Annotated in this window: 23 protein-coding genes and 1 tRNA gene; 6 read left to right on the forward strand and 18 right to left on the reverse strand. The window is 69.4% G+C overall.

The features are described from left to right. Window positions 1-46: 46 nt before the first annotated feature. From ACZ418_RS01055 to ACZ418_RS01070, 4 genes are all read right to left on the reverse strand, one after another. Window positions 47-1,477 carry a GH1 family beta-glucosidase gene (locus tag ACZ418_RS01055; protein WP_468354971.1) on the reverse strand — a complete coding sequence of 477 codons (1,431 nt, stop codon included), beginning with the start codon at window positions 1,475-1,477 and terminating at the stop codon, window positions 47-49. A 101-nt stretch (window positions 1,478-1,578) separates the two neighbouring features. Next, complete coding sequence (locus tag ACZ418_RS01060; protein ID WP_468354974.1) at window positions 1,579-2,472, reverse strand: carbohydrate ABC transporter permease; 894 nt, start codon at window positions 2,470-2,472, stop codon at window positions 1,579-1,581. Then, window positions 2,469-3,494 (reverse strand): carbohydrate ABC transporter permease, encoded by a 1,026-nt coding sequence (locus ACZ418_RS01065; protein WP_468354977.1) that lies wholly within the window; start codon window positions 3,492-3,494, stop codon window positions 2,469-2,471. Before ACZ418_RS01065 ends, ACZ418_RS01060 begins: the two co-directional genes overlap by 4 nt. Further along, a complete protein-coding gene (locus ACZ418_RS01070; protein ID WP_468354980.1) occupies window positions 3,491-4,822 on the reverse strand; it encodes an ABC transporter substrate-binding protein in 1,332 nt (443 codons plus the stop codon). The genes ACZ418_RS01065 and ACZ418_RS01070 overlap by 4 nt, the downstream gene beginning before the upstream one ends. Window positions 4,823-5,190: 368 nt before the next feature. On the opposite strand from ACZ418_RS01070, the gene ACZ418_RS01075 reads away from it, so the two are divergent. Further along, window positions 5,191-6,246 (forward strand): LacI family DNA-binding transcriptional regulator, encoded by a 1,056-nt coding sequence (locus tag ACZ418_RS01075; protein ID WP_468354983.1) that lies wholly within the window; start codon window positions 5,191-5,193, stop codon window positions 6,244-6,246. Window positions 6,247-6,271: 25 nt separating this feature from the next. On the opposite strand, the gene ACZ418_RS01080 is transcribed toward ACZ418_RS01075, so the two are convergent. Next, entirely contained in the window at window positions 6,272-7,237 is a 966-nt protein-coding gene (locus ACZ418_RS01080; protein ID WP_468354986.1) for an NAD(P)H-dependent flavin oxidoreductase, read from the reverse strand. 18 nt (window positions 7,238-7,255) lie between these two features. Continuing rightward, the gene (locus tag ACZ418_RS01085) at window positions 7,256-7,642 is read right to left on the reverse strand and encodes a DoxX family protein (RefSeq protein ID WP_468354989.1); all 387 of its coding nucleotides are present in this window, start codon (window positions 7,640-7,642) and stop codon (window positions 7,256-7,258) included. A gap of 151 nt (window positions 7,643-7,793) precedes the next feature. Between ACZ418_RS01085 and sigJ the strand changes: the two genes are divergently transcribed. Continuing rightward, complete coding sequence (gene sigJ / locus ACZ418_RS01090) at window positions 7,794-8,726, forward strand: RNA polymerase sigma factor SigJ (RefSeq protein ID WP_468354992.1); 933 nt, start codon at window positions 7,794-7,796, stop codon at window positions 8,724-8,726. A 56-nt stretch (window positions 8,727-8,782) separates the two neighbouring features. On the opposite strand, the gene ACZ418_RS01095 is transcribed toward sigJ, so the two are convergent. The 4 genes from ACZ418_RS01095 to ACZ418_RS01110 form a co-directional block, all read right to left on the reverse strand. After that, window positions 8,783-8,855, reverse strand: a tRNA-His gene (locus ACZ418_RS01095). Between the two features lie 119 nt (window positions 8,856-8,974). Beyond that, on the reverse strand, window positions 8,975-9,577 hold the full coding sequence (gene orn, locus ACZ418_RS01100) for an oligoribonuclease (protein ID WP_351207348.1): 603 nt from the start codon (window positions 9,575-9,577) through the stop codon (window positions 8,975-8,977). A 126-nt stretch (window positions 9,578-9,703) separates the two neighbouring features. Further along, window positions 9,704-10,921, reverse strand: coding sequence for a helix-turn-helix domain-containing protein (locus ACZ418_RS01105; protein WP_468354996.1), 1,218 nt, complete (start codon window positions 10,919-10,921; stop codon window positions 9,704-9,706). Window positions 10,922-11,299: 378 nt separating this feature from the next. Further along, window positions 11,300-11,569, reverse strand: coding sequence for a hypothetical protein (locus ACZ418_RS01110; RefSeq protein ID WP_468354999.1), 270 nt, complete (start codon window positions 11,567-11,569; stop codon window positions 11,300-11,302). Between the two features lie 328 nt (window positions 11,570-11,897). Between ACZ418_RS01110 and ACZ418_RS01115 the strand changes: the two genes are divergently transcribed. Next, complete coding sequence (locus ACZ418_RS01115) at window positions 11,898-12,425, forward strand: universal stress protein (RefSeq protein ID WP_468355002.1); 528 nt, start codon at window positions 11,898-11,900, stop codon at window positions 12,423-12,425. Window positions 12,426-12,540: 115 nt separating this feature from the next. Continuing rightward, complete coding sequence (locus tag ACZ418_RS01120; RefSeq protein WP_468355005.1) at window positions 12,541-13,101, forward strand: GPR1/FUN34/YaaH family transporter; 561 nt, start codon at window positions 12,541-12,543, stop codon at window positions 13,099-13,101. A 148-nt stretch (window positions 13,102-13,249) separates the two neighbouring features. Here the strand turns inward: ACZ418_RS01120 and glmS are convergent, their stop codons facing one another. After that, window positions 13,250-15,067 carry a glutamine--fructose-6-phosphate transaminase (isomerizing) gene (gene glmS / locus ACZ418_RS01125; protein WP_468355008.1) on the reverse strand — a complete coding sequence of 606 codons (1,818 nt, stop codon included), beginning with the start codon at window positions 15,065-15,067 and terminating at the stop codon, window positions 13,250-13,252. A gap of 45 nt (window positions 15,068-15,112) precedes the next feature. Beyond that, window positions 15,113-15,370, reverse strand: coding sequence for a hypothetical protein (locus ACZ418_RS01130; protein WP_351808632.1), 258 nt, complete (start codon window positions 15,368-15,370; stop codon window positions 15,113-15,115). A 165-nt stretch (window positions 15,371-15,535) separates the two neighbouring features. Between ACZ418_RS01130 and ACZ418_RS01135 the strand changes: the two genes are divergently transcribed. After that, a complete protein-coding gene (locus tag ACZ418_RS01135) occupies window positions 15,536-17,101 on the forward strand; it encodes a purple acid phosphatase family protein (protein ID WP_468355011.1) in 1,566 nt (521 codons plus the stop codon). A 39-nt stretch (window positions 17,102-17,140) separates the two neighbouring features. On the opposite strand, the gene ACZ418_RS01140 is transcribed toward ACZ418_RS01135, so the two are convergent. Then, the gene (locus ACZ418_RS01140; RefSeq protein WP_468355014.1) at window positions 17,141-18,022 is read right to left on the reverse strand and encodes a DUF4429 domain-containing protein; all 882 of its coding nucleotides are present in this window, start codon (window positions 18,020-18,022) and stop codon (window positions 17,141-17,143) included. Between the two features lie 62 nt (window positions 18,023-18,084). Here ACZ418_RS01140 and ACZ418_RS01145 point away from each other — a divergent pair, with 62 nt between their 5' ends. Continuing rightward, entirely contained in the window at window positions 18,085-19,689 is a 1,605-nt protein-coding gene (locus tag ACZ418_RS01145; RefSeq protein WP_468355017.1) for a beta-N-acetylhexosaminidase, read from the forward strand. 144 nt (window positions 19,690-19,833) lie between these two features. Here ACZ418_RS01145 and ACZ418_RS01150 read toward each other — a convergent pair whose 3' ends face one another. The 5 genes from ACZ418_RS01150 to desA form a co-directional block, all read right to left on the reverse strand. Further along, a complete protein-coding gene (locus tag ACZ418_RS01150) occupies window positions 19,834-20,538 on the reverse strand; it encodes a LysM peptidoglycan-binding domain-containing protein (protein ID WP_468355020.1) in 705 nt (234 codons plus the stop codon). Between the two features lie 333 nt (window positions 20,539-20,871). Then, entirely contained in the window at window positions 20,872-22,644 is a 1,773-nt protein-coding gene (locus ACZ418_RS01155) for an IucA/IucC family protein (protein WP_468355023.1), read from the reverse strand. Further along, window positions 22,641-23,171 (reverse strand): GNAT family N-acetyltransferase, encoded by a 531-nt coding sequence (locus ACZ418_RS01160; protein ID WP_468355026.1) that lies wholly within the window; start codon window positions 23,169-23,171, stop codon window positions 22,641-22,643. The genes ACZ418_RS01155 and ACZ418_RS01160 overlap by 4 nt, the downstream gene beginning before the upstream one ends. Beyond that, the gene (locus ACZ418_RS01165; protein ID WP_468355029.1) at window positions 23,168-24,454 is read right to left on the reverse strand and encodes a lysine N(6)-hydroxylase/L-ornithine N(5)-oxygenase family protein; all 1,287 of its coding nucleotides are present in this window, start codon (window positions 24,452-24,454) and stop codon (window positions 23,168-23,170) included. The genes ACZ418_RS01160 and ACZ418_RS01165 overlap by 4 nt, the downstream gene beginning before the upstream one ends. Beyond that, complete coding sequence (gene desA / locus ACZ418_RS01170; protein ID WP_468355032.1) at window positions 24,438-25,880, reverse strand: lysine decarboxylase DesA; 1,443 nt, start codon at window positions 25,878-25,880, stop codon at window positions 24,438-24,440. Before desA ends, ACZ418_RS01165 begins: the two co-directional genes overlap by 17 nt. Window positions 25,881-25,934 lie beyond the last annotated feature (54 nt).

The raw sequence follows: 25,934 nt of genomic DNA on the forward strand, positions 1-25,934 counted from the left end.
AAGGGGCGCGGCAATCCGGGGGGATTGCCGCGCCCCTTCACGTGTGTCAGGCCGCCGACTCCACCGCCGGCAGCGTCCTGGTCCGGGCCGCCTCCCCGTACCACCGCGCGCTCGACTTCGGGGTCCGCTTCAGCGTTGCGTAGTCGACGTACACCGCGCCGAACCGCTTCCCGTAGCCGTACGCCCACTCGAAGTTGTCCATCAGGGACCACAGGTAGTAGCCGCGGACATCGGCGCCGTCGGTGATCGCGCGGCGGACCTCGGACAGGTGGCCGTGCAGGTAGGCGATGCGCTCGGGGTCGTGGACGCGGCCGTCGGGGTCGGGCTTGTCGTCGTAGGCCGCGCCGTTCTCCGTGACGTACAGCGGCAGGCCCGGCGCCTCGCGCGTGTACCGGAGAAGCAGGTCGTACAGACCCGTCGGATCGATCGTCCAGCCCATCTCCGTACGCTCGCCCGGAGTCTGGTGGAAGAGCACGTCGTCGGCGCCCGGCCAGGGGGAGTGCTCGCTGGCGCCGTGGCCGTCCGCCCGCGGGCCCTCGATCTTCCCGGACGCGGCCGAGACCAGGGCCGGGGTGTAGTAGTTCAGGCCCAGCGCGTCCAGCGGGACGTTGATCGTGCGCGGGTCGCCGTCCAGGACGTACGACCAGTCGGTGATCGAGGACGTGGCCTCCAGCAGCGACGCGGGGTACGCCCCGTGCAGCATCGGGCCGTGGAAGATGCCGTTGGCCAGGTCGTCGATCCGGCGGGCCGCGGCCAGGTCGGCCGGGTCCTGGGAAAGCGGCCGTACGACGGAGGAGTTGAGGCTGATCGCGACCTCGTTGCGGGCCGGCATCACCGAGCGCAGGGCCGACGCCGCCAGGCCGTGCGCGAGGTTGAGGTGGTGGGCGGCGCGCAGCGAGGCCGCGGGGTCGGTACGGCCGGGGGCGTGGACGCCCGAGCCGTAGCCCAGGAAGGCGCTGCACCAGGGCTCGTTGAGGGTGATCCACTGCTCCACCCGGTCGCCCAGTGCCTCGCCGACCAGACGCGCGTACTCGGCGAACCGCAACGCGGTGTCCCGCTGCGGCCAGCCGCCCGCGTCCTCCAGCTCCTGCGGCAGATCCCAGTGGTAGAGGGTGAGCGCCGGCCTGATGCCGTGGGCGAGGAGTTCGTCCACCAGACGGCGGTAGAAGTCCAGGCCGCGCTGGACCGCGGGGCCCCGGCCGGTGGGCTGCACCCGGGACCAGGAGACCGAGAAGCGGTACGCGGTCAGGCCCAGCTCCGCCATCAGCGCCACGTCGTCGCGGTAGCGGTGGTAGTGGTCGACAGCGATGTCACCGGTTTCGCCGCCGGCCGTCCTTCCCGGCGTATGGCTGAAGGTGTCCCAGATCGAGGGGGTGCGGCCGTCCTCCCGCACCGCCCCCTCGATCTGGTAAGCCGAGGTTGCGGCGCCCCAGAGGAAGGCGGGAGGAAAGGTCACGGAGGTAACGGGTTCAGGCATGGAAGCGCTCCCATTGGGATCGTAGGAGACCTGGCGTAGTAGGTGAGGGGGAGGTGCGAGGGGCCGGGGCGGCGGTGGCCCGGCCCCTGGACAGCGGACCGTCAGCCCTTGATCGCGCCCTGCATGATCCCGCCCACGATCTGCTTGCCGAACAGGACGAACGCGATCAGCAGCGGCAGCGTGCCCAGCAGGGCGCCCGCCATGATCACCGCCTGGTCGGGGACGTACCCGGTGCCGAGCGAGTTCAGGGCCACCTGCACGGTCGGGTTCTGCTGGTTCAGGGCGATGATCGGCCACAGGAAGTCGTTCCAGGCGAACACGAACGTCAGCAGGCCGAGCACGGCCATGGCCGGGCGCGCCGCCGGGAAGACCACGTGCCAGACGATCCGGATGCTGCTCGCCCCGTCCACCCGGGCCGCCTCGATCAGCTCCGTCGGCAGCGCCTGCACCAGGTACTGCCGCATGAAGAACGTACCGAAGGCGGTGACGAGACTCGGCAGGATCACCGTCTGCAGCTGGTTGGACCAGCCGAGGTCCGACATCCACAAGTACAGCGGTACGACGGCCAGTTGCGGCGGGATCATCATCGTGCCGATGGTCAGCAGCAACAGCAGGCTGGAGAAGCGGAACCGGAGCTTGGCGAAGGCGAAGCCGGCCAGGGTCGAGAACAGCACCGTGCTCACCGTGATCGTGCCCGCCACGATCACCGAGTTGAACATCGCGGTGCCCAGCCCCGCCTGGTCCCAGGCCGTCTGCAGGTTCTTGAACAGGTTGCCGCCGAACCACAGCGGCGGCGGGGTCTCGGCCAGCCGCCGGTCGGTACGGGAGGCGGCGATCGCCGTCCACACCAGCGGGGCGAGCGAGACCAGCGCGAAGACGGTGAGCACGACATACGTCACCGGGCCCGCGTGCAGCTGCTTGCCCGCGCCCATCCCCCGGCGACGCCTGACCTTCGGAGCGTTCGTCGCGGGCAGGTTCAGTTCACTCGTCGTCATTGGGACTTCCTCAGCCGTCGGGTGAGCAGCAGATTGACCGCGGCGACGATCAGCAGGATCAGGAACATCGACCAGGCGATCGCGGACGCCTTGCCTAGGTTGCCGATGATCCAGCCCTGGTCGTACATGTACAGGCCGAGCGTCTGGTACTGGTGCTCGGAGCCGCCCTTGGACCCGCTGACCCCGCCGAACAGCAGCGGCTCGCCGAAGAGCTGGGTCGCGCCGATGGTGGAGACCACGACCGTGAACAGGATCGTCGGGCGCAGCTGCGGGATCGTCACATGCCGGAACTGCTGCCAGCGGTTCGCGCCGTCGATCGCCGCCGACTCGTACAGGTCCGTCGGGATCGCCTGCATGGCGGCGAGGTAGATCAGCGCGTTGTATCCCGTCCACCGCCAGATCACGATCGACGACACCGCGAACTGCGAACCCCAGTCGGACTCACGCCAGTTGACGGGGTTCACCCCGAAGAAGTGCAGGATCCAGTTGACCATGCCGCCGTCCCACGAGTACAGCAGCGTGAACACCAGGGTCGCCGCGGCCACCGAGGTGGCGTACGGGGTCAGCATCACCACACGCCAGACGGTGGAGCCCCGCAGCCGGTAGTTCAGCAGATGTGCGAGCCCGATCGCGGCGAGCAGCTGCGGCACCGTCGAGATGACACCGATGGTCAGGGTGTTCTTCAGCGCGTTCCAGAAGAAATCCGAGGACCAGAGGTTCTTGTAGTTGTCCAGGCCCGCCCAGGTCTGGTGGTCCAGCGAGGCCAGCTGCACGTCGTGCAGCGAGTACCAGGCCGTGTACAGCAGCGGGACCAGTGTGAACGCCCCGAACAGGACGAAGAACGGGGACACGAACGCGTAGGGCGACGCCTTCATGTCCCAGCGGTACAGCCGGCTGCGCCAGGAGTCGGCGCCCGCCGGCGTACCGCGACCGTGAGCGCCCCGCGCCGCGCCCGGCGGGGTGCCGGGCGCGGTGTCGGCGCTCGACGCGGGATGCGCGAGAGCCTGCTTGGGGCTGGTCACTGGCCGAGCACGTCCTTGATCTCCTTGGACGCCGCGTCCCAGCCCTGGGACGGCGACTTGCCCTTCTGCTCGACCTGGAGGATGCCGACGTCGGTGATCGCGGAGTTGATCGGCTGGTCCTTGATGCCGAAGTACTGCGTCGGGATCGTCTTCGCCGAGTCGGAGAAGATCTGGGTGATCGGCGCGTTCGAGAAGTACGCCGTGGTGTCCGCGGCCGGCTTCAGGCTCGCGTACGCCGACGGGGTCGACGGGAAACTCGCCTGCTTGGCGAAGACCTTGGCCTGCTGCTCGGGCGCGGTCAGCCACTTGGCCAGCGCGACGGCCTCCTTCTGGTGCTTGCTCGCGAGCGGCACGCCGAGGAAGGAGCCGCCCCAGTTGGCCGCGGTGGGCGCCGCCGCCACGTCCCACTTGCCCTTGCCGGAGTCACCGGACTTCTGCTCGATGTAGCCGATCATCCAGGCCGGGCAGGCGACGGTGGCGAAGGTGGCGTTGGCGTAGCCCTGGTCCCAGGTCGGGTCGAACTGCTTCAGCTTCGCCGACATGCCGCTGGTGGCGACGTCCATGGCGACGTTCCAGGCGTTCTTCACGCCGTCGGACTTGTCCCAGGCGACGTTGCCGTCCTTGTCGTAGTACCGCTCGTCACCGCCGCCGAGGGCCGCGTTGTAGACGGAGGACGCGGAGTCCACGAACTTGGTGCCCTTGGGCGCCTTCTTCATGTACTGCTTGCCGACGTCGACGTACTTGGCCCAGTCGCCCTTCCACATCTCGGCGAGCTTGGTCCGGTCGGTGGGCAGGCCCGCCTTCTGGAACAGATCCTTCCGGTAGCAGACGGCCATCGGCCCGATGTCGGTCCCGAGCCCGATGAGCTTGCCGTCCTTGGTGGTGGCCTGGGCGTTCTTCCAGTCCAGCCACTGCGACTTGTCGACCTCCTTGCCGAGGTCGACGAACTTGCTCGCCTGCGTCTGTACGGCCTCGGTGATGTTGCCGACTTCGATGGCCTGGATGTCGTCGGTGCCGGAGCCGGCCTGGAGGCGGGTGAGCACCTTCGGCCAGTAGACGTCGGTGCGGGTGGTGACATTCTCCTTGATGTTGATGTCCGGATGCAGCTTCATGTACTCGTCGTAGAGGCCGGCCTGCTTGTAGCCGAAGACGCCGAAGGTGCCGATGGTCAGCGTGATCTTGCCTTTGCCACTGCCGTTTCCGCCGCCGGAGCCGTCCGACGAGCCGTCGTTCGAGTCCTTGGCGCAGCCGGCCAGCAGCCCCGTGGTCAACGCGGCAACGGCCGCGAGGGCCATCAGCCGCTGGGACCGGCGGATGCTCGTGCGCATTGCGTCCTCCTGTTGCCTGACGTGCCGACCCCCCGGCCAACTGCATGGAATTGGGCCCGTTCGTACTCGCTGCGGCTCGGGCGGGGAACGTGCGGGATGTGTAGGTGCCAGGTAGTGTGGGAGCGCTCCCATGAGTGATGTGTTGAAGGGTCGCGGGTTGGCGGCGGGGTGTCAAGGGAACGGACAACGGGAGCCGCGTTCAGTTATCAGCACGTTAAGTACAAGCAGCCCGTCCGGAGTTTGACGACGAGGCCGAAGGCCGATGAGCGGGGGTCCGGGGGCGGCAGCCCCTGTGACGGCAATTGCAGCGAACGGGACTGTTAGATTCCAGGCCAGCTAAAACTTTCGCGGCGAGAAAGGCGGAGCCCATGGCAAGCCACGGAGCGCGGGGCCGAAGCGGGGGCCGGCCCACGCTCGAGGAGGTCGCCGCCCGGGCCGGGGTCGGCCGGGGCACGGTCTCGCGGGTGATCAACGGCTCGCCCCGGGTCAGCGACGCCACCCGGGCCGCGGTCGAGGCGGCGGTCGCCGAGCTCGGCTATGTCCCCAACACCGCCGCCCGCGCCCTCGCCGCCAACCGCACCGACGCCATCGCGCTGGTCGTCCCGGAGCCGGAGACCCGCTTCTTCGCGGAACCCTACTTCTCCGACATGCTCCGCGGGGTCGGCTCCGAACTCTCCGACACCGAGATGCAGTTGCTGCTGATCTTCGCGGGCAGCGACCGGGAGCGCCAACGGCTCGCGCAGTACCTGGCGGCCCACCGGGTGGACGGCGTCCTGCTGGTCTCGGTGCACGCCGACGACCCGCTCCCCGACCTGCTGGCCCAGCTGGAGATCCCGGCCGTGATCAGCGGCCCCCGCTCGGCCGGCGAGACGCTCACCTCGGTGGACTCGGACAACTACGGCGGCGCCCGCTCGGCCGTGGAGCACCTGCTCTCCCGCGGCCGTACCCGCATCGCGCACATCACCGGCCGCCTCGACGTCTACGGCGCCCAGCGCCGCGTCGACGGCTACCGCGAGGCCCTGCGCGACGCGGGCCGGAAGGCGGACGAACTCCTGGTCGAACGGGGGGACTTCACCGAGGAGGGCGGCCGCCGGGCCATGTCGGTACTGCTGGACCGGTGCCCGGATCTGGACGCGGTGTTCGCCGGCTCGGACGTGATGGCGGCCGGCGCCCGGCAGGTGCTGCGCGAGGCGGGCCGCCGTATCCCGGACGACGTGGCGTTGGTCGGCTACGACGACTCAGCCATCGCCCGCCACATGGACCCGCCGCTGACCAGCGTCCGCCAGCCCATCGAGGAGATGGGCCGCGCCATGATCGACCTCCTCCTCACGGAGATCGCCGACCGCCGCCCGCCCGCGTCCCGGGGGCTGGAGCGGCGGCATGCGGTGCTGCCGACGGAGCTGGTGGCGCGGGCGTCGTCGTAGTTCGTCGTCGTGGTTCTCGTACGAGTCACTCCCCGCCGGCCCGTTTCAACGCGTCATCGGCCTGTGCCGCCAGTGTGGCCACCAGGTCGGCTGCCGAGGGCAGGTCGGTGATGAGGTCCACGCCCTCGCCGGCCCATTGCGGGAGCGCGGGGATGTCACCGCGTGCGACGGCCTCCTGGTACGACCGCCCGGCCTCGGGGTCGGCGGCGAGTTCCGTCTCCCGGCCGCGCCAGCGGTCGAGGAAGGGATGCGGGAGCGTGCGGGCGGTGTACTCGGCCGGCCAGCGCGAGCCGCGGGCGATGTCCAGCACCCGGTTGCGCTCGGTGTCCTCGCCGCGTCCCGCGACGATGGCCCGGGCGGTCGCGGGATCGACCAGGGCCTCGGCCGTGGCCTGGAAGCGGGTGCCGAGCAGCGCGCCCGCCGCCCCCAGGGCCAGGGCGGCCGCCACACCGCGGCCGTCGGCGATCCCACCGGCCGCGAGTACCGGCACGGGCGCCGCCAGGTCCACCACGACGGGTACGAACGGCAGCGTGGACCGACCGTGCCGGGCCCCGTGGCCGCCGGCCTCGGTGCCCTGCGCCACGATCACGTCGGCGCCCAGATCCACCGCCCTGCGGGCCTCCTCCAGGTCGGTGACCTGGAGGATCAGCGCCGTACCGGAGTCGCGGACGCGCTCGACGAACGGGCTCGGGTCACCGAAGGACAGCATCACCGCCGCCGGGCCCTGCTCCAGCGTCCACTCCACGGCAGCGACATCGGTGGCCCACGTCTGGAAGCCGACGCCCCAGGGCTTTCCGGCGCCCTCGGCGGCGAGGACGGGCAGTTCGCGGGCCAGCCAGTCCCGGTCGCCGTTGCCGCTGCCCAGCAGGCCCAGCCCGCCGCCGCGCGAGACCGCCGCGGTCAGCGCCCCGCCGGCCGAACCGCCCATCGGTGCCAGAGCGATCGGATGCTCGACCCCGAACAACCGCGTGAACGCCGTCGACAACCCCATGACCGCGGTCTCCTTCCGTCAGTGGGCGAAGGACTCGGGGCCGAAGCGGCCCCACGCCACGAACGCTGCCAGGACGATGTAGACCACGTCCACCAGCATGAACCGGACCTCGTGACGCCGGAGGCGGGTGATCGCCGCACCGATCATCAGGATCACCAGGCCGAGGGCGGCGAGCGGCACCACAACCGGCGCGATGTCGAGCGCGGCGGGCAGGATCAGCCCCACCGCGGCCAGCACCTCCAGGGCCCCGATGGCCTTCACGCCGCCACCGCTGAAGTCGTTGACCCACTGCGAACTGGGCCCGAATGCGGCGATCTTCTCCTTCGTCATGGCCACCTTGCCACCGCCGCCGAGCAGATAGGCGACGGCGAGCAGTCCGGTGACGATCCACAGTGCGAGGTTCATGATCTGTTCCCCTTGCATGACCTGTTCCCCTTGTTCCCGTCGTTCTGTTCCGTCGTTCGCTGTCGGCCCTCTGAGACAGGGCGCCCCGGCGGTCTGTGACACGAGCGGATACGCTGCTGGACGTCTTGCGGATGTTCGAAGGGGGGAATCCGTGCCGGCAGCAGGGGTTGGAACGGACGCGGACGGATACCGGTCGCTGCTGTTCTCCATCGCCTACGGGATGACCGGATCCGTGGGCGACGCCGAGGACATCGTGCAGGACGCCTTCCTGGGCCTGACCCGGGCGCGCCAGGCCGGGACCACGGTCGGGAACCTGAAGGCGTACCTGACCACCTCGGTGACGCGGCTGGGCATCAACTACCTGAGCTCGGCGCGCGTACGGCGGGAGACCTATGTCGGCGACTGGCTGCCCGAGCCGGTCGTCGTGTCCGCCGACCGGCCCGGACCGGCCGAGCACGCCGAACTGTCCGACTCGCTGTCGATGGCCTTCCTCGTGCTGCTGGAGGCCCTCTCCCCGGTGGAGCGGGCGGTGTTCGTGCTGCGCGAGGTCTTCGGGTACGGCTACCCGGAGGTGGCGAGGCTGACCGGCAAGTCCGAGGCGAACTGCCGGCAGATCTTCGCCCGCGCCAGAAAGCGCATCGGCCCCGGCGGGCAGCCGGTCGAGACGCCGTCGGCCCCGCTGCGGCGGGCGGAGGGCGAAGAGCTGGCCCGTAGGTTCTTCGCGGCCGCCGAGGGCGGCGACATGGACGCGCTGCTCGACATGCTCGCCCCCGACGTGGTCTTCCAGGGCGACGGCGGCGGCAAGGCGCGGGCGCTCGCGAAGTCGCTCACCGAGGCGCGCCCCATCGCCCAGTTGCTGGTCGGCGGCCTGCGCCGGGTCGGGAAGCTCGGTGCCTTCCTCGAGACGGCCCGGGTCAACGGCCGCCCGGGTGGCGTGATCCACGACGCCGAAGGCCGCGTGGCCGGCGTGATCGAACTCGACATCGCCGACGGCAGGATCCGGGCGATCCGCGCCGTCTCCAACCCCGACAAGCTCGATCATCTGGGACCGGTGTCGGACATCGGGCGGCTGCGAAAGAGGTGACGGCCCGCACACGAAACAGCCGGTGACTCCGAGGGAGCCACCGGCTGATCGGTGAGGGTGAGTGACGGGACTCGAACCCGCGACATCCTGGACCACAACCAGGTGCTCTACCAGCTGAGCTACACCCACCACGACCGGTGGTGGAACTTGTCGTTTCCCCGACCGGCCGAGAAGAAGTCTACAGGGTCCGAAGGGGTGCTCGCGCACACGTTTTCGCGCGGCGCTCCTCGAGCCGTCCCCCGGGGGGACTACTGCGCGGGCAGGACGTGCTTGGCGGCGATCGCCTTCGCGGTGTCGGAGTCCGGGCCGGGCTGCGGGACGAAGACGGCCTCGCGGTAGTAGCGCAGCTCGGCGATCGACTCGCGGATGTCGGCGAGGGCCCGGTGGTTGCCGTTCTTCTCCGGGCTGTTGAAGTACGCCCTCGGATACCAGCGGCGGGCCAGCTCCTTGATGGAGGACACGTCGACGATCCGGTAGTGGAGGTAGTCCTCCAGGGTCGGCATGTCCCGGAGCAGGAAGCCGCGGTCGGTGCCGACGGAGTTGCCGCACAGCGGGGCCTTGCCGGGCTCCTTCACGTACTCCTTCACATAGGCGAGGACCCGCTCCTCGGCGTCCTGGAGGGTCGTGCCGTTCGGGAGCTCGGCGAGCAGCCCGGACGCGGTGTGCATCTGACGCACCACCTCCGGCATCGTCTCCAGCGCCTGGTCCGGCGGGCGGATGACGATGTCCACCCCCTCGCCGAGTACGTTCAGCTCGGAGTCGGTGACGAGGGCGGCCACCTCGATGAGAGCGTCGTCGGACAGCGAGAGGCCGGTCATCTCGCAGTCGATCCACACCATGCGATCGTTCATGCGACCACCCTAAAGCGGACCTGAGCTTTTGGGGGCCCCTGTGCTCTGCGGAAAGGGCCGTCGCCCGGCCGCAGCGCCGTCGTCGCGCAAAGAATGGGGGGCGAGCACCTGCTCGCCCCCCTTCTCTCAGCTACCGCTCCTCGGCCCCGGCAGCAGCCCCACCGCGCCCGCCGTCTGGCGGCGGCTCTGCATCGGTACCCCGCTGTCCCGGTCGGGGTGCAGCACGGGTGCGTGGCCCACCGGTCCCGGGCCCGCGAGGCCCGTGGGCGGGCCCGGCTGTCCGGACGGCGGCATCGGCGGCTCCGAGTCGGCCGGCCTCTCGCCCTGTGGCCTGCGGGCCCGGTAGGCGGCCCGGTAGGCGGCGGGGGACGAGCCGAGCTGGCGGCGGAAGTGCCCGCGCAGCGCGACGGGGGAGCGGAACCCGCAGCGGCCCGCCACCTCGTCCACGGAGAAGTCCGACGTCTCCAGCAGCCGCTGCGCCTGCAGCACCCGCTGGGTGATCAGCCACTGCAGCGGCGCGCTGCCGGTCAGCGAGCGGAACCGGCGGTCGAACGTGCGGCGGCTCATATAGGCGCGTGCCGCCAGGGTCTCCACGTCGAACTGCTCGTGGAGGTGTTCCAGCGCCCAGGCGACGACCTCGGCGAGCGGGTCGGCGCCGATCTCCTCGGGTAAAGACCGATCGAGGTAGCGCTCCTGACCGCCGCTGCGGCGCGGCGGGACCACCAGACGGCGGGCCAGCGCGCCGGCCGCCTCGTTGCCGTGGTCCGTCCGCACGATGTGGAGACAGAGATCGATTCCGGCCGCCGTACCCGCCGACGTCAGGACGTCGCCGTCGTCCACGAAGAGCTCTCGTGGGTCGACGTGCACCGACGGATAGCGCTTGGCCAGCGTCGGCGCGTACATCCAGTGGGTCGTCGCCGGGCGGCCGTCCAGCAGGCCCGCCGCCGCGAGGACGAAGGCGCCGGTGCACAGCCCGACTATGCGGGCACCTTCCTCGTGCGCCCGGCGCAGCGCGTCGAGCGCCTCCTCCGGCGGTGGCGCGGTGATCGAGCGCCAGGCCGGTACGACGACCGTCCCGGCGCGGGAGATCGCCTCCAGTCCATGCGGTGCGCTGAGTTCCAGGCCCCCTGTGGTCCGCAGCGGGCCCTCCTCGCCGGCGCACACCAGCAGTCGGTAGCGCGGCACGCCGGCGTCCTGGCGGTCTATACCGAACACCGACAGCGGTATGGAACTCTCGAAGATGGGGCCGCCGCTGAACAGCAGCACCGCGACGATCTCCTTGCGGCGTCGCCCGGACAGTTTCCGGCCTGCGGCTTCCGGCGCGGCAGTGGAGTCGTGGCTCATACTGCTAAGCCCCCCTCGGTGGTCGCGGCTCCTCGGTTGTGTCGCTCCTGCACGTTTCCCCTCGGTCCTGCACGAGTCCCCCGCCGTAAGACAGTCAAGATCGAATCTACTGGTTCCCGCGGTCGGGCGGTGACCAGTTCCACACGCCCCAGATTGTCGACATGACAACTTGGCGTGAAGCATTCGATCACGAAGCGTTGCACTCGCGGAGCGCGCAGGGAAGTGCGCCTTGTCGCAGTGGCCAAACCGCGTAGGGTGCGCAGCTGCCCGTGGACCCTTTCCGTGCAGGTCGAACGGGGGTTGGAGGGTGGTCGGGGCCCCTCTCCGGCGGCATTCAGAAGTTGGCTGAAAAGAAGCGTTCGGGGGTACGAAAACAGGTCAGTCGACCGGTGTCTGTCGACGGGTGTGACGTCCGCCTCTTTGATCGGCGCATCGCGCTGCGCAGCGCTCCGACCGGCGCAACAGGAAGCGGCACGCGGCCGTGACGGCGGCCAGGCCCAGGGCGGTCCCCGCCGCGCCGGCCAGCGAGGTGCCGTACCCGACCAGGACCACGGGGACGAGGACGCAGCTGAAGGCGGCCCAGCGGATCACATCGCTCACGGTGTCCGGCGCGGACGGCGGCTCGGAGGTGGATCGACGACCGGGCATGACTCGTACTCCCTGTGGCGGTGGCTCATCCCGTTCAACGCCCGTTCGACCACTCGGTCACCGGTCGTACATCTGTTGATCCTGTGCAAACCGCCTGTACGGGGCAGCAACCATTGCGTTACGGGCGCCGCTCGTGCATGCTCCGGTGAACCCCTACGGACGTCGGGGGACCGCTTACGGAGCGTGCGCGGGATCTGGGCTCGGGAGGCGTGCCGCCGTACCCTTGGGGGTATGGGGTTGGGAAGATGTTTCCCGGACACAGCTCCGTGACACAGTTCCGCGCACACTGTCGTCCCCACCCATAAAGGATCACAACGCCGAGACAGCCATGGCCGGTCACGAATTCTTCGAACCCGCGGACCGCAAGCGGCCGGTCGCCGACCCGACGGCGGCCGATCCCCAGGCGGCGGAAGAGCCACGCCCCAGCTGCGACCCAGCCTTCCGGCACGGAGTCGTGGTCGGCTTCGACGGCTCCACCTCCAGCGAGCGCGCCCTCGCCTACGCCATCGGCATGGCCCACCGCTCCCACGCGGGCCTGATCATCGTCCATGTCGCCAACCGGCTGCCCACCACCGTGTGGGCCGGCTGCGAGCCGCCCGTCTTCGTCGACGTGCCGGACCATCGCACCGAGGTCCTCGGCCTGGAACTGGCCTGCGCGGACTATCTGGCCGAGGTGCCGTGGATCCTGGTCGAGCGGGGCGGCGACATCTGCCACGAACTCGAAGAGGTGGGGCGTGAGTACGAGGCGGACGCGATCGTCGTCGGCTCCACGCACGGCATCGTCGGCCGCATCTTCGGCTCCGTCGCCGGGCGGCTCGCCAAGCGGGCGCAGCGGCCCGTGATCGTCATCCCCTGAGCCTCTCAACTCCCTTTGTGCAGCGCGAAACTACTCGCGCGTAGAGGTGGTTTGTGCCCTTGTGAAGGGCATATACCGGTCACCGCGCAACAGCACTGCATGAAGGGAGCCCGCCGTGGACAACGAAGTCTCTGCGGGAAGCGGAAGCACCACCGTGGTCGGCCGACTCGCCCTGGGAATCACCCTGTTGGCGTTCGGGCTCGGTACGACCGGTGTCATTCACGGCGTAGCAGCGTCCGACGCCGTCTCAGTCGCCCACTATGTGGGCGGAGTTGCCCTGTTCCTCGTCGGCCTGCTGGCCTTCCGGGGCGGTGACAGCGCCTCCGGTACGGGCTTTGCGGCCCTCGGTGCGCTGTGGTTCACCTGGGCCGTCGCCGGCCACGGCTCGGCCAACGCGGCCGGACTCTTCCTGCTTCTCTTCGCCCTGGTGGCGCTCACCCTGACCCTCGCGGGCGGGGACAGCCTCGGACAGGTCATGCACGGGCTGCTGTTCCTGGCGATGCTGGTGCTGGCCGTCGCGGCCTTCGCCGACAGCTCTTCTCTGACCAAGGTCGGGGGCTGGGTGGCCGCGGTGTCCGGTGCGGTGGCGTGGTACGCGGCGACGGCTGCGCTGGCGCACTGGCCGACAGCGCTTCCTCGGCGTGCCGCCGGCCGGGGGGTGACGGCCACCGGCTGATATGCAGCGGCACGTGAAGGGACCCCCGCGTGTTTTGGTGGCACACGTGGGGGTCCCCTTTTTGCGCCTAAACCGGCGCCGCTCTCGCGGACGTGGTTGCTCGCCGCGGGGGTTGCTCAATTGTCGCTTCGGTGGTCGTGTGAGTTTCCTACTCCACCGTCACCGACTTCGCGAGGTTCCTCGGCTTGTCGATGTCCCTGCCCAGGGCCTTTGCCGTGTGGTACGCCAGGAGCTGGAGCGGGATGCCCATCAGGATGGGGTCCAGTTCGTCCTCGTTCTTCGGGACGACGATCGTCTGGTCGGCCTTCTCCTGGTGCTGGTGGGCCACCGCGAGGATCTTGCCGCTGCGGGCCTTGATCTCCTCCAGGGCCGCGCGGTTCTTCTCCAGCAGGTCGTCGTCGGGGACGATCGCGACCGTGGGCAGGGCCGGCTCGATCAGGGCCAGCGGGCCGTGCTTCAGCTCGGAGGCGGGATAGGCCTCGGCGTGGATGTAGGAGACCTCCTTGAGCTTCAGGGAGGCCTCGCGGGCCACCGGGTAGCCCCGCACGCGGCCGATGAAGAGCATCGAGCGGGCGTCGGCGTACTGCTCGGCCAGCTCCTTGATCCTCTCCTCCTGCTTGAGGATCTCGGTGATCTGCTCGGGCAGCTTGCGCAGGCCCTCGATGATCCGCTTGCCGTCGCGGACCGAGAGGTCACGGGTGCGGCCCAGGTGCAGGGCGAGCAGCGCGAAGGCGACCGTCATGTTGGTGAAGCACTTGGTCGACACCACGCAGACCTCGGGGCCGGCGTGCACGTAGATGCCGGCGTCCGCCTCGCGGGCGATCGCCGAGCCGACCACGTTGACGATGCCGAAGACCCGGGCGCCCTTGCGCTTCAGCTCCTGGACGGCGGCCAGGACGTCGTACGTCTCACCGGACTGGGAGACGGCCACGTAGAGGGTGTCGGGGTCCACGACCGCGTTGCGGTAGCGGAACTCGGAGGCCGGCTCGGCGTCGGCGGGGATACGGGCCAGCTCCTCGATCATCTGGGCGCCGATCATGCCCGCGTGGTACGAGGTGCCGCAGCCGAGGATCTTCACGCGGCGGATCTGCCGGGCCTCTCGGGCGTCCAGGTTGAGGCCGCCGAGGTGCACGGTGGAGAAGCGGTCGTCGATGCGGCCGCGCAGCACGCGGTCCACGGCGTCGGGCTGCTCGAAGATCTCCTTGTGCATGTAGGTGTCGTGGCCGCCCATGTCGTACGACTCGGCCTCCCACTCCACCGTGGTGGGCTCGGCGGTGGTGCGCGTGCCCTCGGTGGTGTAGGTGCGGAAGTCGTCGGCCTTGAGGGTGGCCATCTCGCCGTCGTCGAGGGTCACTATCTGGCGGGTGTGCATCACCAGCGCGGCGATGTCGGAGGCGACGAACATCTCCTTCTCGCCGATGCCGAGGACGACCGGGGAGCCGTTGCGGGCCACCACGATCCGGTCGGGGAAGTCGGCGTGCAGCACGGCGATGCCGTAGGTGCCCTCGATCACCCGGACCGCCTGGCGGACCTTGTCCTCCAGCTTCTCGGCGGTGGAGCGGGCGATGAGGTGGGTGAGGACCTCGGTGTCGGTCTCGGAGAGGAACTCGACGCCGTCCGCCTCCAGCTTGCGGCGCAGGTCGGCGGCGTTGTCGATGATGCCGTTGTGCACGACGGCGACCTTGTTGTCGGCCGACATGTGCGGGTGGGCGTTGATGTCGGAGGGGGCGCCGTGGGTGGCCCAGCGGGTGTGGGCGATGCCGGTGGTGCCCTTGAAGCGCGCCGGGACCCTGGCCTCCAGGTCGCGCACCCGGCCCTTGGCCTTGACCATCTTCAGGCCGGGCGCCTTCGGGGAGGTGACGACCAGCCCCGCGGAGTCGTAGCCGCGGTACTCCAGCCGCTGCAGGCCCTCCAGGAGGAGGGGGGCGACATCACGCTTCCCGATGTATCCGACAATTCCGCACATATATAGGTATCCCGTATCCCTTGGCCCGTGGTCCCCGGCCGGTTCTCAGCCGTAGACGATGCGGCGCAGCTGCCTGAGCGTCAGCTCCGGCGGCGCCACCGCCCGGTATTTCAGATCCGCCTCGATCCGTTCGAAGATCTCCGCGTTCACCAGGCCCTGGGCCTGCAGCTCGCGGTGGCGGCGACGGACGAAATCCTGGGTCGTCTCGTCGAAAAAGGCGAGCACGTCCTGGATCACCCGCAGCGCCTCGCCCCGGCTCAGCGGCGTGGACCGCGTCAGATGATCAACAAGTTCGTCGTGCACCCGTAGATCCTGGAGTACCGCCGCCGGTTTCGCAAGAAACGTGCCCGATTTCGGGCAGAGGTTCCGGTGCGGGGCTGTTGGATCTCTGTTCGCAGGCTGGCCACTCTGTGTCTTGCGTCTCGTTGCCCGGACCCACGAGTTTCGGACGCCATGGACATTCCTCGTATGGGAGTACCCGACAAGCTGGCCGAGCGCATGAGCATGGCCGAGCAGCACGAGTACCTGCGCGCCAGATTCTCCCGGCGCACCATGATCAGAGGCGGCGCCGTCACGCTCGGCGCCGTCGCCGGTGGCGCGTTCGTGCCGGGCGCCACCGCCCAGGCCGCCGTGCCCACGCAGGCCACCGCCCCCGCCACCGAGACGGTCGACGGCGCCCTCGTCGCCCCCTTCGGCCGCCACCTCGCCTACGGCAACGACCCGCGCACGGAGATGACGGTCTCCTGGCAGGTCCCCGTCGCCGTGAAGAAGCCGTTCATCCGCATCGGCGCGCAGCCCTGGGACCTCTCCCGGAAGATCGAGGCCGAGGTCCGCAGCCTCTACACCCCGGCCGGCGTCGGCGCGAGCGGCGACCACACGCAGTACTACCTGCACGCCAAGCTCACCAACCTGCGCCCCGGCAGGACCTACTACTACGGCGTCGGTCACGACGGCTTCGACCCGGCCGAGCCGCACCTCGCGGGCACCCTGGGCACCTTCACCACCGCCCCCGCCCACAAGGCGCCGTTCACCTTCACCGCGTTCGGCGACCAGGGCGTCAGCTACCACGCCCTGGCCAACGACAGCCTGATCCTCGGCCAGAACCCGGCCTTCCACCTGCACGCCGGCGACATCGCGTACGGCGACCCGGCCGGCCAGGGCAAGGCCACCGACACGGGCTTCGACTCGCGCACCTGGGACCAGTTCCTGTACCAGACCGAGTCGGTCGCCAAGCAGGTCCCGTGGATGGTCTCTTACGGCAACCACGACATGGAGGCCTGGTACTCGCCCAACGGCTACGGCGGCGAGGAGGCCCGCTGGACCCTCCCGGACAACGGCCCGGACGCGAAGAACCTGCCCGGCGTCTACTCCTTCGTCCACGGCAACACCGCGGTCATCTCGCTGGACCCCAACGACGTCTCCTTCGAGATCCCGGCGAACCTGGGCATCTCCGGCGGAACCCAGACCACGTGGTTCGAGGCGCAGCTGAAGAAGTACCGGTCGTCGGACGACGTCGACTTCATCGTCGTGTTCTTCCACCACTGCGCGTACTGCACGTCCACGGCGCACGCCTCGGAGGGGGGCGTGCGCCAGGAGTGGGTGCCGCTGTTCGAGAAGTACCAGGTGGACCTGGTCATCAACGGCCACAACCACCAGTACGAGCGCACCGACGTCATCAAGGGCGGCCAGGTCACCAAGAAGCTCCCGATCGGCGGCACCGCCTACCCCGAGACCGAGGGTGTGGTCTACGTCACCGCGGGCGCGGCGGGCCGCAGCCTGTACGCGTTCAGCGCCCCGGACTCCTACGAGGGCCACGAGCACGAGGTCGACTCGGTCGCGTCCTTCATCAACACCAAGGACGGCAAGGTCAACGAGACCGTCACCTGGTCCCGGGTCCGCTACCTGAACTACTCCTTCCTGCGCGTGGACGTCTGCCCCGCGCCGAAGGGCCGCCAGACCACCCTGAGGGTGTCGGGCATCGCCGAGACCGGCGACCGCATCGACCACTTCACGGTGTCCCGCACGGCCAAGTAACTCCCCGAGCCGGGCCGCGGGCGGTCCTCACACGCGCTCTCACATGCGCCTGAGGACCGCCTGCTTGGCCAGGGCGAACTCCTCGTCGGTCAGCACCCCGTCACGGCGCAGCTCACCCAGCTCGCGCAGGCGCCGCAGCAGGGCGTCGTGGTCGTTCTCGGCGGCCGGCTCCTTGGCGAGCGGCACCGGCTCTGGGCGTATGGCGTCCTCCTCGGCGGGAGCCGCGGGATGCGGCAGCCGCGCCTGTACGGCGGCGGCCACCAGCGCCATCAGCGGATCCTTCTTGAACCCCCACAGCTCGACCGCGTTCGGGTCGTACTTGGGCGGAGCCGCCACCGGCGCGCCGCGCACCACGAAACGCAGATGGCCGTTCTCCAGACCGGCCGCCGGCTGCCACTCCACGCCGGTGACGTCCGCGAGGGGGATCGTGCGGGGGCCGCCGGAGGACTTGGCGTCCTCCGTCTTCCAGTTCCACTCCAGCCGCACCCGCTCCCCGTCGAAGCTCGCCGTGCCGTCCCCGGCGGACGCGGACACCGGCAGCGGCGGCCCCGGCAGCAGGTACCCGTCGACCGGATCCGGTGAAACCCCGTCCAGCAGCAGGGCGTTGCGCACCTCGTCCGCGAAGTACTCGGCGACGCCGTACCGGTCGGACTCCACCGTCAGCTGGTAGGGGTCGTTCGGCTCGGCGAGCCGGCCGCCGGTGGCCTGCGTCAGCGGATCGGCGCCGTCGCGCAGCCGCAGCCTCAGCCGCCCCGACTTCCGCCCCTGCTCGAAGGAGACACCGGCCAACGCCCCCAGCGGGACGACGAGTTCGCCCAGCTCCCGGCGGAACAGGCTCACGTTCTTGTCCCGCCCCGGGGTGAGCCGCAGGGCATCGCCGTCGAAGGCCCAGGTGCCGTCCTTCTGGATGATTTCCGCCATGGAGGGATTGTTTCACCGGATCTGCGGGAGAGTGGTCTCGACCACATCTGAAGGGAGCGCATGTGAGACGGAACCACAGCACGACTCCCCGAACACCTCGCATCCTCGGATCACTGCTGCTTCTGGCGGCGGCCGGGGTCTTCACCCTCGGCGCGGCCCCCGAGGCGCAGGCCGCCGCCCCGACACCGCTGGACCGGGTCGTCCCCGCGCCCGCCTCGGTCAAGCCCGGCGGGGCCCCGTACCGCATCACCTGGGCGACCGGCGTCCATGTCGACGACTCCGCCGAGGTCCGCGGCATCGGCGCCTACCTCACCGGCATCCTGCGGCCCTCCACCGGCTACCGACTCCCGATCACCGCCGGCCAGGGCGGCGGAGGCATCCAGCTCCACCTCACCCAGAGCGACTTCGGCCCCGAGGGCTACCGGCTGCACAGTGACCCGGCCGGCGTCACCATCACCGCGAGCGCCCCCGCCGGCCTCTTCCACGGCGTCCAGACCCTCCGCCAGCTGCTCCCGGCGTCCGTCGAGAAGAAGACCGCCCAGCCCGGCCCCTGGCAGATCGCCGGCGGCACCATCGAGGACCGCCCCCGCTACTCCTACCGGGGCGCCATGCTGGACGTCTCCCGGCACTTCTTCACCGTCGCGCAGGTCAAGCGGTACATCGACCAGTTGGCCATGTACAAGCTCAATGAGCTGCATCTGCACCTCAGCGACGACCAGGGCTGGCGCATCGCCATCGACTCCTGGCCGCGCCTCGCCACCTACGGCGGCTCCACCGAGGTCGGCGGCGGCAAGGGCGGGTACTACACCAAGGCCGAGTACCGCGACATCGTCTCCTACGCCGCCTCCCGCTATCTGGAGGTCGTCCCCGAGATCGACATGCCCGGCCACACCAACGCGGCCCTCGCCTCCTACGCCGAGCTCAACTGCAACGGTGTGGCACCCCCGCTGTACACCGGCACGCAGGTCGGCTTCAGCTCGCTGTGCGTGCCGAAGGAGATCACGTACACCTTCGCGGACGACGTGATCAGGGAGCTGGCGGCCCTCACCCCCGGCCGCTACCTCCACATAGGAGGCGACGAGGCGCACTCCACCAGCCACAGCGACTACGTGAAGTTCATGGACCGGGTGCAGCCGATCGTCGCCGAGTACGGCAAGACCGTGATCGGCTGGCACCAGCTCACCGGCGCCCACCCGGCCAAGGGCGCCCTCGCCCAGTACTGGGGCCTGGACAGCACCAGCGCGACCGAGAAGGCCCAGGTCGCCGAGGCCGCCCAGAACGGCACCGGCCTGATCCTGTCCCCGGCGGACCGTCTCTACCTCGACATGAAGTACACCAGCAGCACCAGGCTGGGCACGAAGTGGGCCGGTTACGTCGAGGTCCAGAGGTCGTACGACTGGAACCCCGGCAACTACCTCACCGGCGCCCCGGCTTCGGCCATCCAGGGCGTGGAGGCCCCTCTGTGGTCGGAGACCCTGGAGACGTCGGCCGACATCGAGTACATGGCGTTCCCCCGCCTCCCGGGCGCGGCCGAACTGGCCTGGTCCCCGGCGGCCACCCACGACTGGAACGCCTACAAACTCCGCCTGGCCGCCCAGGCCCCCCGCTGGGACGCCCTCGGCATGAGCTACTACCACTCACCGCAGGTCCCCTGGCCGCAGAGCTGATCCACCGCTGAAGCCACAACGACGGGCACCCCGGAGAACCGTACTCCGGGGTGCCCGTCCTAGATCCCTGATCTTTGCCAGTGCAATTCGGAGGCATGTGTGGCTGCCACCCGAATTACATTCGGGCCGTCGGGAATTTCGCTGTCAGTAGGCGCTGTTGACGTTGTCGATCGAGCCGTAGCGGTGGTACGCGTAGTTGCAGGCGGCCGTGATGTTGGCGACCGGGTCGTAGATGTCCGTCGAGGTGCCCGGCACGTGGTAGGCGTCGAACGTCGGCTGGATCACCTGGAGCAGGCCCTTGGACGGGGTGCCCTTGACGGCGTTGGAGTCCCAGAGGTTGATGGCCTTCGGGTTGCCGGAGGACTCGCGCATGATGTTGCGGTGGATGCCGTTGTAGGTCCCCGGAATGTGGTTCTTGGCCATGATCGCCAGGGAATGCTTGATCCAGCCGTCCAGGTTGTTGGTGTAGGTCTGGCCCGTGGAGGACGCAGTGCTGGACGCCGCCGGCTTGGACGCGGCGGGCTTGGCGGCGGGCTTGGCGGCGGGCTTGGCGGCGGCCGACCCGGTCGGCAGGGTGAGGACCTGCCCCGTCCGGATGGTGTAGGGGCTGGCGAGGTGGTTGGCCGAAGCGATGGCCTGCCAGCCGCCCGGCACATGGAGGGACCGGGCGATCGAGGCCAGGTGGTCGCCGGCCTGGACGGTGTAGGCGGTCTTGCCGGTGGGCGCGGCGGTGGCGGCCTGAGCGGCGCCCGTGGCCGTGCAGACCAGGGCGAACGTGCCGACGGTGACGGCGCCGCCGGCGAGGAATCGGCGGGCCCGGGACGAGGGCTTGCGGGCATGACGGGGCATGGAGCGGTCCTTTTCCGGGAATTGGATCACCCGCAGTTGCCGGTTCTCTTCGGCAAACAGCACTGCATTTCGTTTAGCGGTGCGCTGCGGCGTGAACATTCTTAAGCGGCCGGGAATAAATCGGCAATTGCCCTCTTTACTAACCGGGCTAGTTGACCGCCGGTGCCGGACGCGGTCGGGCCTTTGGAAATCCGGAAGTTAAGGACCGCTCAAAGTCCTAGGAAGCTTCGTAAGTGAACTGAGTCACGTGTCCAAGGTAAAACAACTCAATGCCTTAAATAGGGATATGGCGAGACTATGCGGCAAAAGAGGGTAAGTCGGACATCTGGGATTTTAGAGGGCCGCCATGGGGTTCTTCAGGGTGCCCACCAGCTGGAGCGCGCCGGAGGGATCGGTGAGGTCCACCATGTGCCTGTTGTTGCGCAGCTGGAGCCGGTTCAGGCAGGACAGGGCGAACTCCGGGGCGAAGATGTCGTACTGCCGGAACCTGCCGGTGAGTTCCGGCTTCGCGTCCTGGTACTCGCGGGTGACCTCCGCGACCGTGCGCCAGAAGGCGTCCTCCGCCAGGACCCCGTCGGCGGCGAGCTGCGCGGCGAGGAAGCGGAAGAAGCAGTCGAAGACGTCCGTGAAGATCGACAGGAGCTTCTTGTCCTCGGGCACGTCGACGCGGATGCGTGCGACCTCCGGTGGCAGGACCGCGTCCGGGTCCATCACCACGATCTCCTCGGCGATGTCCTTGTAGACCGCCCGCTGCACCACGCCGTCCTTCAGCACGAGGATCACGTTCTCGCCGTGCGGCATGAACACCAGGTCGTAGGCGTAGAAGCTGTGCAGGAGCGGGGTGTAGTACGCCCGCAGGTAGCGCCGCAGCCACTGCTTCGGCGTGAGCCCCGAGCGTTCGATCAGCGCGCCGGCGAAGGAGGCGCCGGTGTGGTCCACGTGCAGCAGGGAGGCCATGGTCGCGAGCGACTCGCCGTCCTGCAGCGAGGGCACCGGGCTCTCCCGCCACAGCGCGGCCAGCATCTTGCGGTACGGCGAGTGGCGGTCGGTGGCCCGCTCGTACTCCAGGTGCCGGTAGCCGACGGCCGCCCGCTCCCGGATGATCGTGAGGCCGGTCGACTTCAGCACGGGGTCGTTCTCGATCAGCTGGGCCATCCAGTCGTTGATCGCCGGGGTCGCCTCCATGTAGGCGGCCGACAGCCCGCGCATGAACCCCATGTTGAGGACGGACAGGGCCGTCTTCACATAGTGCTTCTCCGGGTGGGAGGTGTTGAAGAAGGTCCGGATGGATTGCTGGGCCAGGTACTCGTCGTCGCCCTCGCCGAGGCAGACCAGGTGCCGGCGGGCCACCTCGGCGGCGAAGGTGACGGAGAGCTTGTTCCACCACTGCCAGGGGTGGACCGGGATGAGGAGGTAGTCGGCGGGGTCCAGGCCCTGCTCGGTGAGCGTGGCGCGGAAACGGGTCAGCGTGTGCTCGCCCAGTTCCTCGCGCAGGAAGGACTCGTACTCGACCCCGGCACCCGCCGTGAACGCGGCCCGTGAGCGGTGCGCGGCCAGCCACACCAGCCGGACGGGGCGCGCGGTCTCCGGGGCGTACGACAGGTACTCGTGGATGCCGAACCCGAGCCGCCCGTTGTTCGCGACGAAGCAGGGGTGGCCCTCGGTCATCCCGGTCTCGATCGCCTGGAATCCGCTGCCCGCCAGCTCGGCGGAGGTGATGCGGGGCTTGGTGAGCTTGTAGCAGGTGCCGGACAGGGTGGAGGAGATCTCCTCCAGGTAGACCGGCAGGATCTCGTCGCTCAGGCCGAGGGACTCCTTCAGCTCGACGAAGAAGTCCAGGGCGGCGAGCGGGAGTGCGGCGCCGTCGCGGTGGCGGGTGATCGAGTCGGCGTCGATCTGCCAGTGGTCGAGGGCACGGCGGGTGGCGGTGAAGCGGTAGCGGGTCAGGCCGTCGTCGCTGCGGACGACGTACCGTCCGCCGCCCAGGGCCTCCGGTGTGATCAGGCGCTCGTGCGCGAACTCCGCGAGTGCCTTGCGTATGAGCAGGCGGTTGGCGGTCGCCCAGCGCTCGGGGGAGAGGTGGGCCACGGCGTCGGCTAGGCTCATGCGGCCACCCCCGTCGCGGCGGCGAACCGCTCGCGTGTGCAGAAGCTCAGCAGGGCCTTCTTCTCCGGCTTCTGGATCTGCCGCTCGGGCACGAAGCCGACGGCCTCGTTCAGGGCGTGCACGGCCTTGTTGTCCACGTCCGGTTCGACCACGACCCGCTGCACCGCGGGGTCCTCGAAGAGGTGGGCCAGCACCGCCGTGATGACGGACCTGGTGAAGCCGTGGACGGGTGTGTCGGTCGCCGGGGTGAGGAAGTGCATGCCGATGTCACCGGGCCGTGCCTCGTACAGGCCGACCAGCTCCCGGTGCGCGGGGTCGTACTTCTCCATCAGGAACACCGGCTCCCCGGCGCGCAGCCCGAGCAGCGCGTGATGGTGCTCGTCCGCCGCGATCTCCATGTAGGCCCGCTCGACGTCCTCAAGATTCGCGTCCTGCATCATCCAGAAGGAGGCCTTGGGGTGGGTGACCCAGGAGTGCAGGAGTTCGCCGTCCTTCAAGGGGTCGACGGTGCGGAAAGTGAAGGTCATGCGGCGAACTCCTGGAAGGCGATCGTCTTCTCGACCGGGTAGTACTCGGTGCCGAGCAGCTCGCGGACGATGTACGAGTTGCGGTACGCGCCCATGCCCAGGTCGGGGCTGGTGATGCTGTGGGTGTGGACGCCGGCGTTCTGCAGGAAGACGCGGCGGCCGGTGGTGTCGATGGAGTAGTTGCGGGCGACGTCGAAGCGGCCGTGGCGGTCGAAGCGCAGGCGGTCGCGGATCGGGGCGAGGAAGGCCGGGGGCTCGTAGTGGTAGCCGGTGGCCAGCAGCAGGCCCTCGGTGCGGATCTCGAAGTCCTTGTCCTGCTCGTCCTGGTGGAAGCCGAGGGTGTAGCTGCCGTCCTGATAACCGGCTTGAGTGAGGCTGGAGTTGGTGAGGAGGCGGGTGGGGACCGGGCGGTCGCCGCTCTCGACGTTCTTCTGGTAGAGCAGATCGAAGATCGAGTCGATCAGATCCGAGTTGATGCCCTTGAACAGGCCCTTCTGCTGCTTCTCCAGCCGGTAGCGGGTCTCCTCGGGCAGCGCCCGGAAGTAGTCGATGTAGTCCGGGGAGGTCATCTCCAGGGTCAGCTTGGTGTACTCCAGTGGGAAGAACCGCGGGGATCGGGTGACCCAGTTGAGCTGGTAGCCGTGGACGTCGATCTCGGCGAGCAGCTCGTGGTAGATCTCGGCCGCGCTCTGGCCGCTGCCGACGATCGTGATGGACTTCTTCGCCTGCAGCTCCGCCTTGCGGTGCAGGTACTGGGAGGTGTGCAGGAAGTCGCCGGCCAGCTCCCGGCAGGCCTGCGGGACATAGGGGGTCGTGCCCGTGCCCAGGACCAGATGCCGGGCGCGGAAGGTTTCACCGGCCTGCGTGCGGACGACGTACAGCTCGTCCTCGTACGTCACCTCGGTGACCGTGGTGCCGAAGCGGACGCTGCTGAGTTTGCCCGCCGCCCAGCGGCAGTAGTCGTCGTACTCGATCCGCAGCGGATAGAAGTTCTCGCGGATGTAGAACGAGTACAGTCTGCCCTTCTCCTTCAGGTAGTTGAGGAAGGAGTACGGCGAGGTCGGGTCGGCGAGGGTCACCAGGTCCGACATGAACGGGGTCTGGAGGTGGGCGCCGTCCAGGAACATCCCGCTGTGCCACTCGAAGTCGGGCTTGGAGTCCAGGAAGACCCCGTTCAGGCCGGCGATGGGCTCGGTGAGGCAGGCGAGACCGAGGTTGAAGGGGCCGAGCCCGATGCCCACGAAGTCGTAGGTGTTTTCCAGGGCTTCAGGACGCGCGGTCAAGGGACTCTCCCAGGTACTGCTCGGCGTGGCCGGCGATCAGGTCGAGGACGGCGGCGATGTCGGCCGTGGTCGTCTCGGGGTTGAGCAGGGTGAACTTCAGGTAGTGGCGGCCGCCGACCTTGGTGCCCGCGACCACGGCGTCACCGGAGGCGAACAGGGCCCTGCGGGCGTAGAGGTTGGCGCGGTCGATCTCGGCCGGGTCGGTGACGGCCGCCGGGATGTAGCGGAAGACCAGGGTGGACAGGGCGGGCTCGACGACGACGTCGAAGCGGGGGTCGGCGGCCAGCAGCTTCCAGCCCTCCCGCGCCAGGTCGCAGACCTCGTCGAAGAGCTGCCCGATGCCGTCGGCGCCCATCACGCGCAGCGTCATCCACAGTTTGAGGGCGTCGAAGCGGCGGGTGGTCTGGAGGGACTTGTCGACCTGGTTGGGAATGCGCTCGGACACCATGCGGCGCGGGTTCAGGTACTCCGCGTGGTAGGTGGCATGGCGCAGGGTCGCCGCGTCTTTCACCAGCACGGCGGACGAACTCACCGGCTGGAAGAAGGACTTGTGGTAGTCGACGGTGACCGAGTCGGCACGTTCGATGCCCGCGATGCGGTCCCTGTGCTTGAGGGAGGCGAGCAGCCCGCAGCCGTAGGCCGCGTCGACGTGCAGCCACACGCCGTACTGGGCGCACAGCTCGGCGATCTCGGGCAGCGGGTCGATGGAGCCGAAGTCGGTGGTGCCGGCGGTGGCGACGACGGCCATGGGGACGAGGCCGTCCCGGCGGCAGCGCTCCAGCTCGTGGGCGAGGGCGACGGTCTGCAGCCGCTTGTCGTGGTCGACGGGGACGGGGACGACCGCCTCCCGGCCCAGCCCGAGGAGTTTGGCGGACTTCTGCACGCTGAAGTGGCTGACCGCGGAGGCGAAGATCCGCAGTTTCGCGAGGGAATCGGTCTTGGCCTCCTCTCTCGCCAGCAGCAGCGCCTGGAGGTTGGACTGGGTGCCGCCGGAGGTGAACACACCGTCGGCGGCGGGTCCGAGGCCGATCCGGGCGGCCGCCCAGTCGATGAGCTTGCGCTCGATGAGGGTGCCGCCGGCCGACTGGTCCCAGGTGTCGAGGGAGGAGTTGACGGCGGAGAGCACGGTCTCGCCGAGCACCGCGGGGATGACGACCGGGCAGTTGAGGTGGGCGAGGTAGCGGGGGTGGTGGAAGTAGACCGCGTCGCGGAGGTAGACGCCCTCCAACTCGTCCAGGGCTGCGGCGGTGTCGCCGAGCGGGCGGTCCAGGTCGATGGCGTCGATCAGGGGGGAGAGGGCGTCGACGGTGACGCCGGTGAACGGACGTTCGGTGGTGGCGAGTTTGGCCGCCACCCGCTCGACTCCTTCGGTCACGGAGCTGCGGTAGTGCTCCGTGGTGAGGCCATTGAGCAGGTGCGAGCGCATGTGGGGGTCCTCCGTGGGGACAGTCCGTGCGAGGTTCGAAGGGAACCGTTTCGA

This window comes from Streptomyces sp. NPDC030820, assembly GCF_055572075.1.

Bases quoted from the DNA above. Each gene is read 5' to 3' on its own strand.
- ACZ418_RS01055 (WP_468354971.1), bottom strand. From the start codon at position 1,477: ATGCCTGAACCCGTTACCTCCGTGACCTTTCCTCCCGCCTTCCTCTGG.
- ACZ418_RS01060 (WP_468354974.1), bottom strand. From the start codon at position 2,472: ATGACGACGAGTGAACTGAACCTGCCCGCGACGAACGCTCCGAAGGTC.
- ACZ418_RS01070 (WP_468354980.1), bottom strand. From the start codon at position 4,822: ATGCGCACGAGCATCCGCCGGTCCCAGCGGCTGATGGCCCTCGCGGCC.
- ACZ418_RS01075 (WP_468354983.1), top strand. From the start codon at position 5,191: ATGGCAAGCCACGGAGCGCGGGGCCGAAGCGGGGGCCGGCCCACGCTC.
- ACZ418_RS01080 (WP_468354986.1), bottom strand. From the start codon at position 7,237: ATGGGGTTGTCGACGGCGTTCACGCGGTTGTTCGGGGTCGAGCATCCG.
- ACZ418_RS01085 (WP_468354989.1), bottom strand. From the start codon at position 7,642: ATGAACCTCGCACTGTGGATCGTCACCGGACTGCTCGCCGTCGCCTAT.
- orn (WP_351207348.1), bottom strand. From the start codon at position 9,577: ATGAACGATCGCATGGTGTGGATCGACTGCGAGATGACCGGCCTCTCG.
- ACZ418_RS01105 (WP_468354996.1), bottom strand. From the start codon at position 10,921: ATGAGCCACGACTCCACTGCCGCGCCGGAAGCCGCAGGCCGGAAACTG.
- ACZ418_RS01110 (WP_468354999.1), bottom strand. From the start codon at position 11,569: ATGCCCGGTCGTCGATCCACCTCCGAGCCGCCGTCCGCGCCGGACACC.
- ACZ418_RS01115 (WP_468355002.1), top strand. From the start codon at position 11,898: ATGGCCGGTCACGAATTCTTCGAACCCGCGGACCGCAAGCGGCCGGTC.
- glmS (WP_468355008.1), bottom strand. From the start codon at position 15,067: ATGTGCGGAATTGTCGGATACATCGGGAAGCGTGATGTCGCCCCCCTC.
- ACZ418_RS01135 (WP_468355011.1), top strand. From the start codon at position 15,536: ATGGGAGTACCCGACAAGCTGGCCGAGCGCATGAGCATGGCCGAGCAG.
- ACZ418_RS01140 (WP_468355014.1), bottom strand. From the start codon at position 18,022: ATGGCGGAAATCATCCAGAAGGACGGCACCTGGGCCTTCGACGGCGAT.
- ACZ418_RS01150 (WP_468355020.1), bottom strand. From the start codon at position 20,538: ATGCCCCGTCATGCCCGCAAGCCCTCGTCCCGGGCCCGCCGATTCCTC.
- ACZ418_RS01155 (WP_468355023.1), bottom strand. From the start codon at position 22,644: ATGAGCCTAGCCGACGCCGTGGCCCACCTCTCCCCCGAGCGCTGGGCG.
- ACZ418_RS01160 (WP_468355026.1), bottom strand. From the start codon at position 23,171: ATGACCTTCACTTTCCGCACCGTCGACCCCTTGAAGGACGGCGAACTC.
- desA (WP_468355032.1), bottom strand. From the start codon at position 25,880: ATGCGCTCGCACCTGCTCAATGGCCTCACCACGGAGCACTACCGCAGC.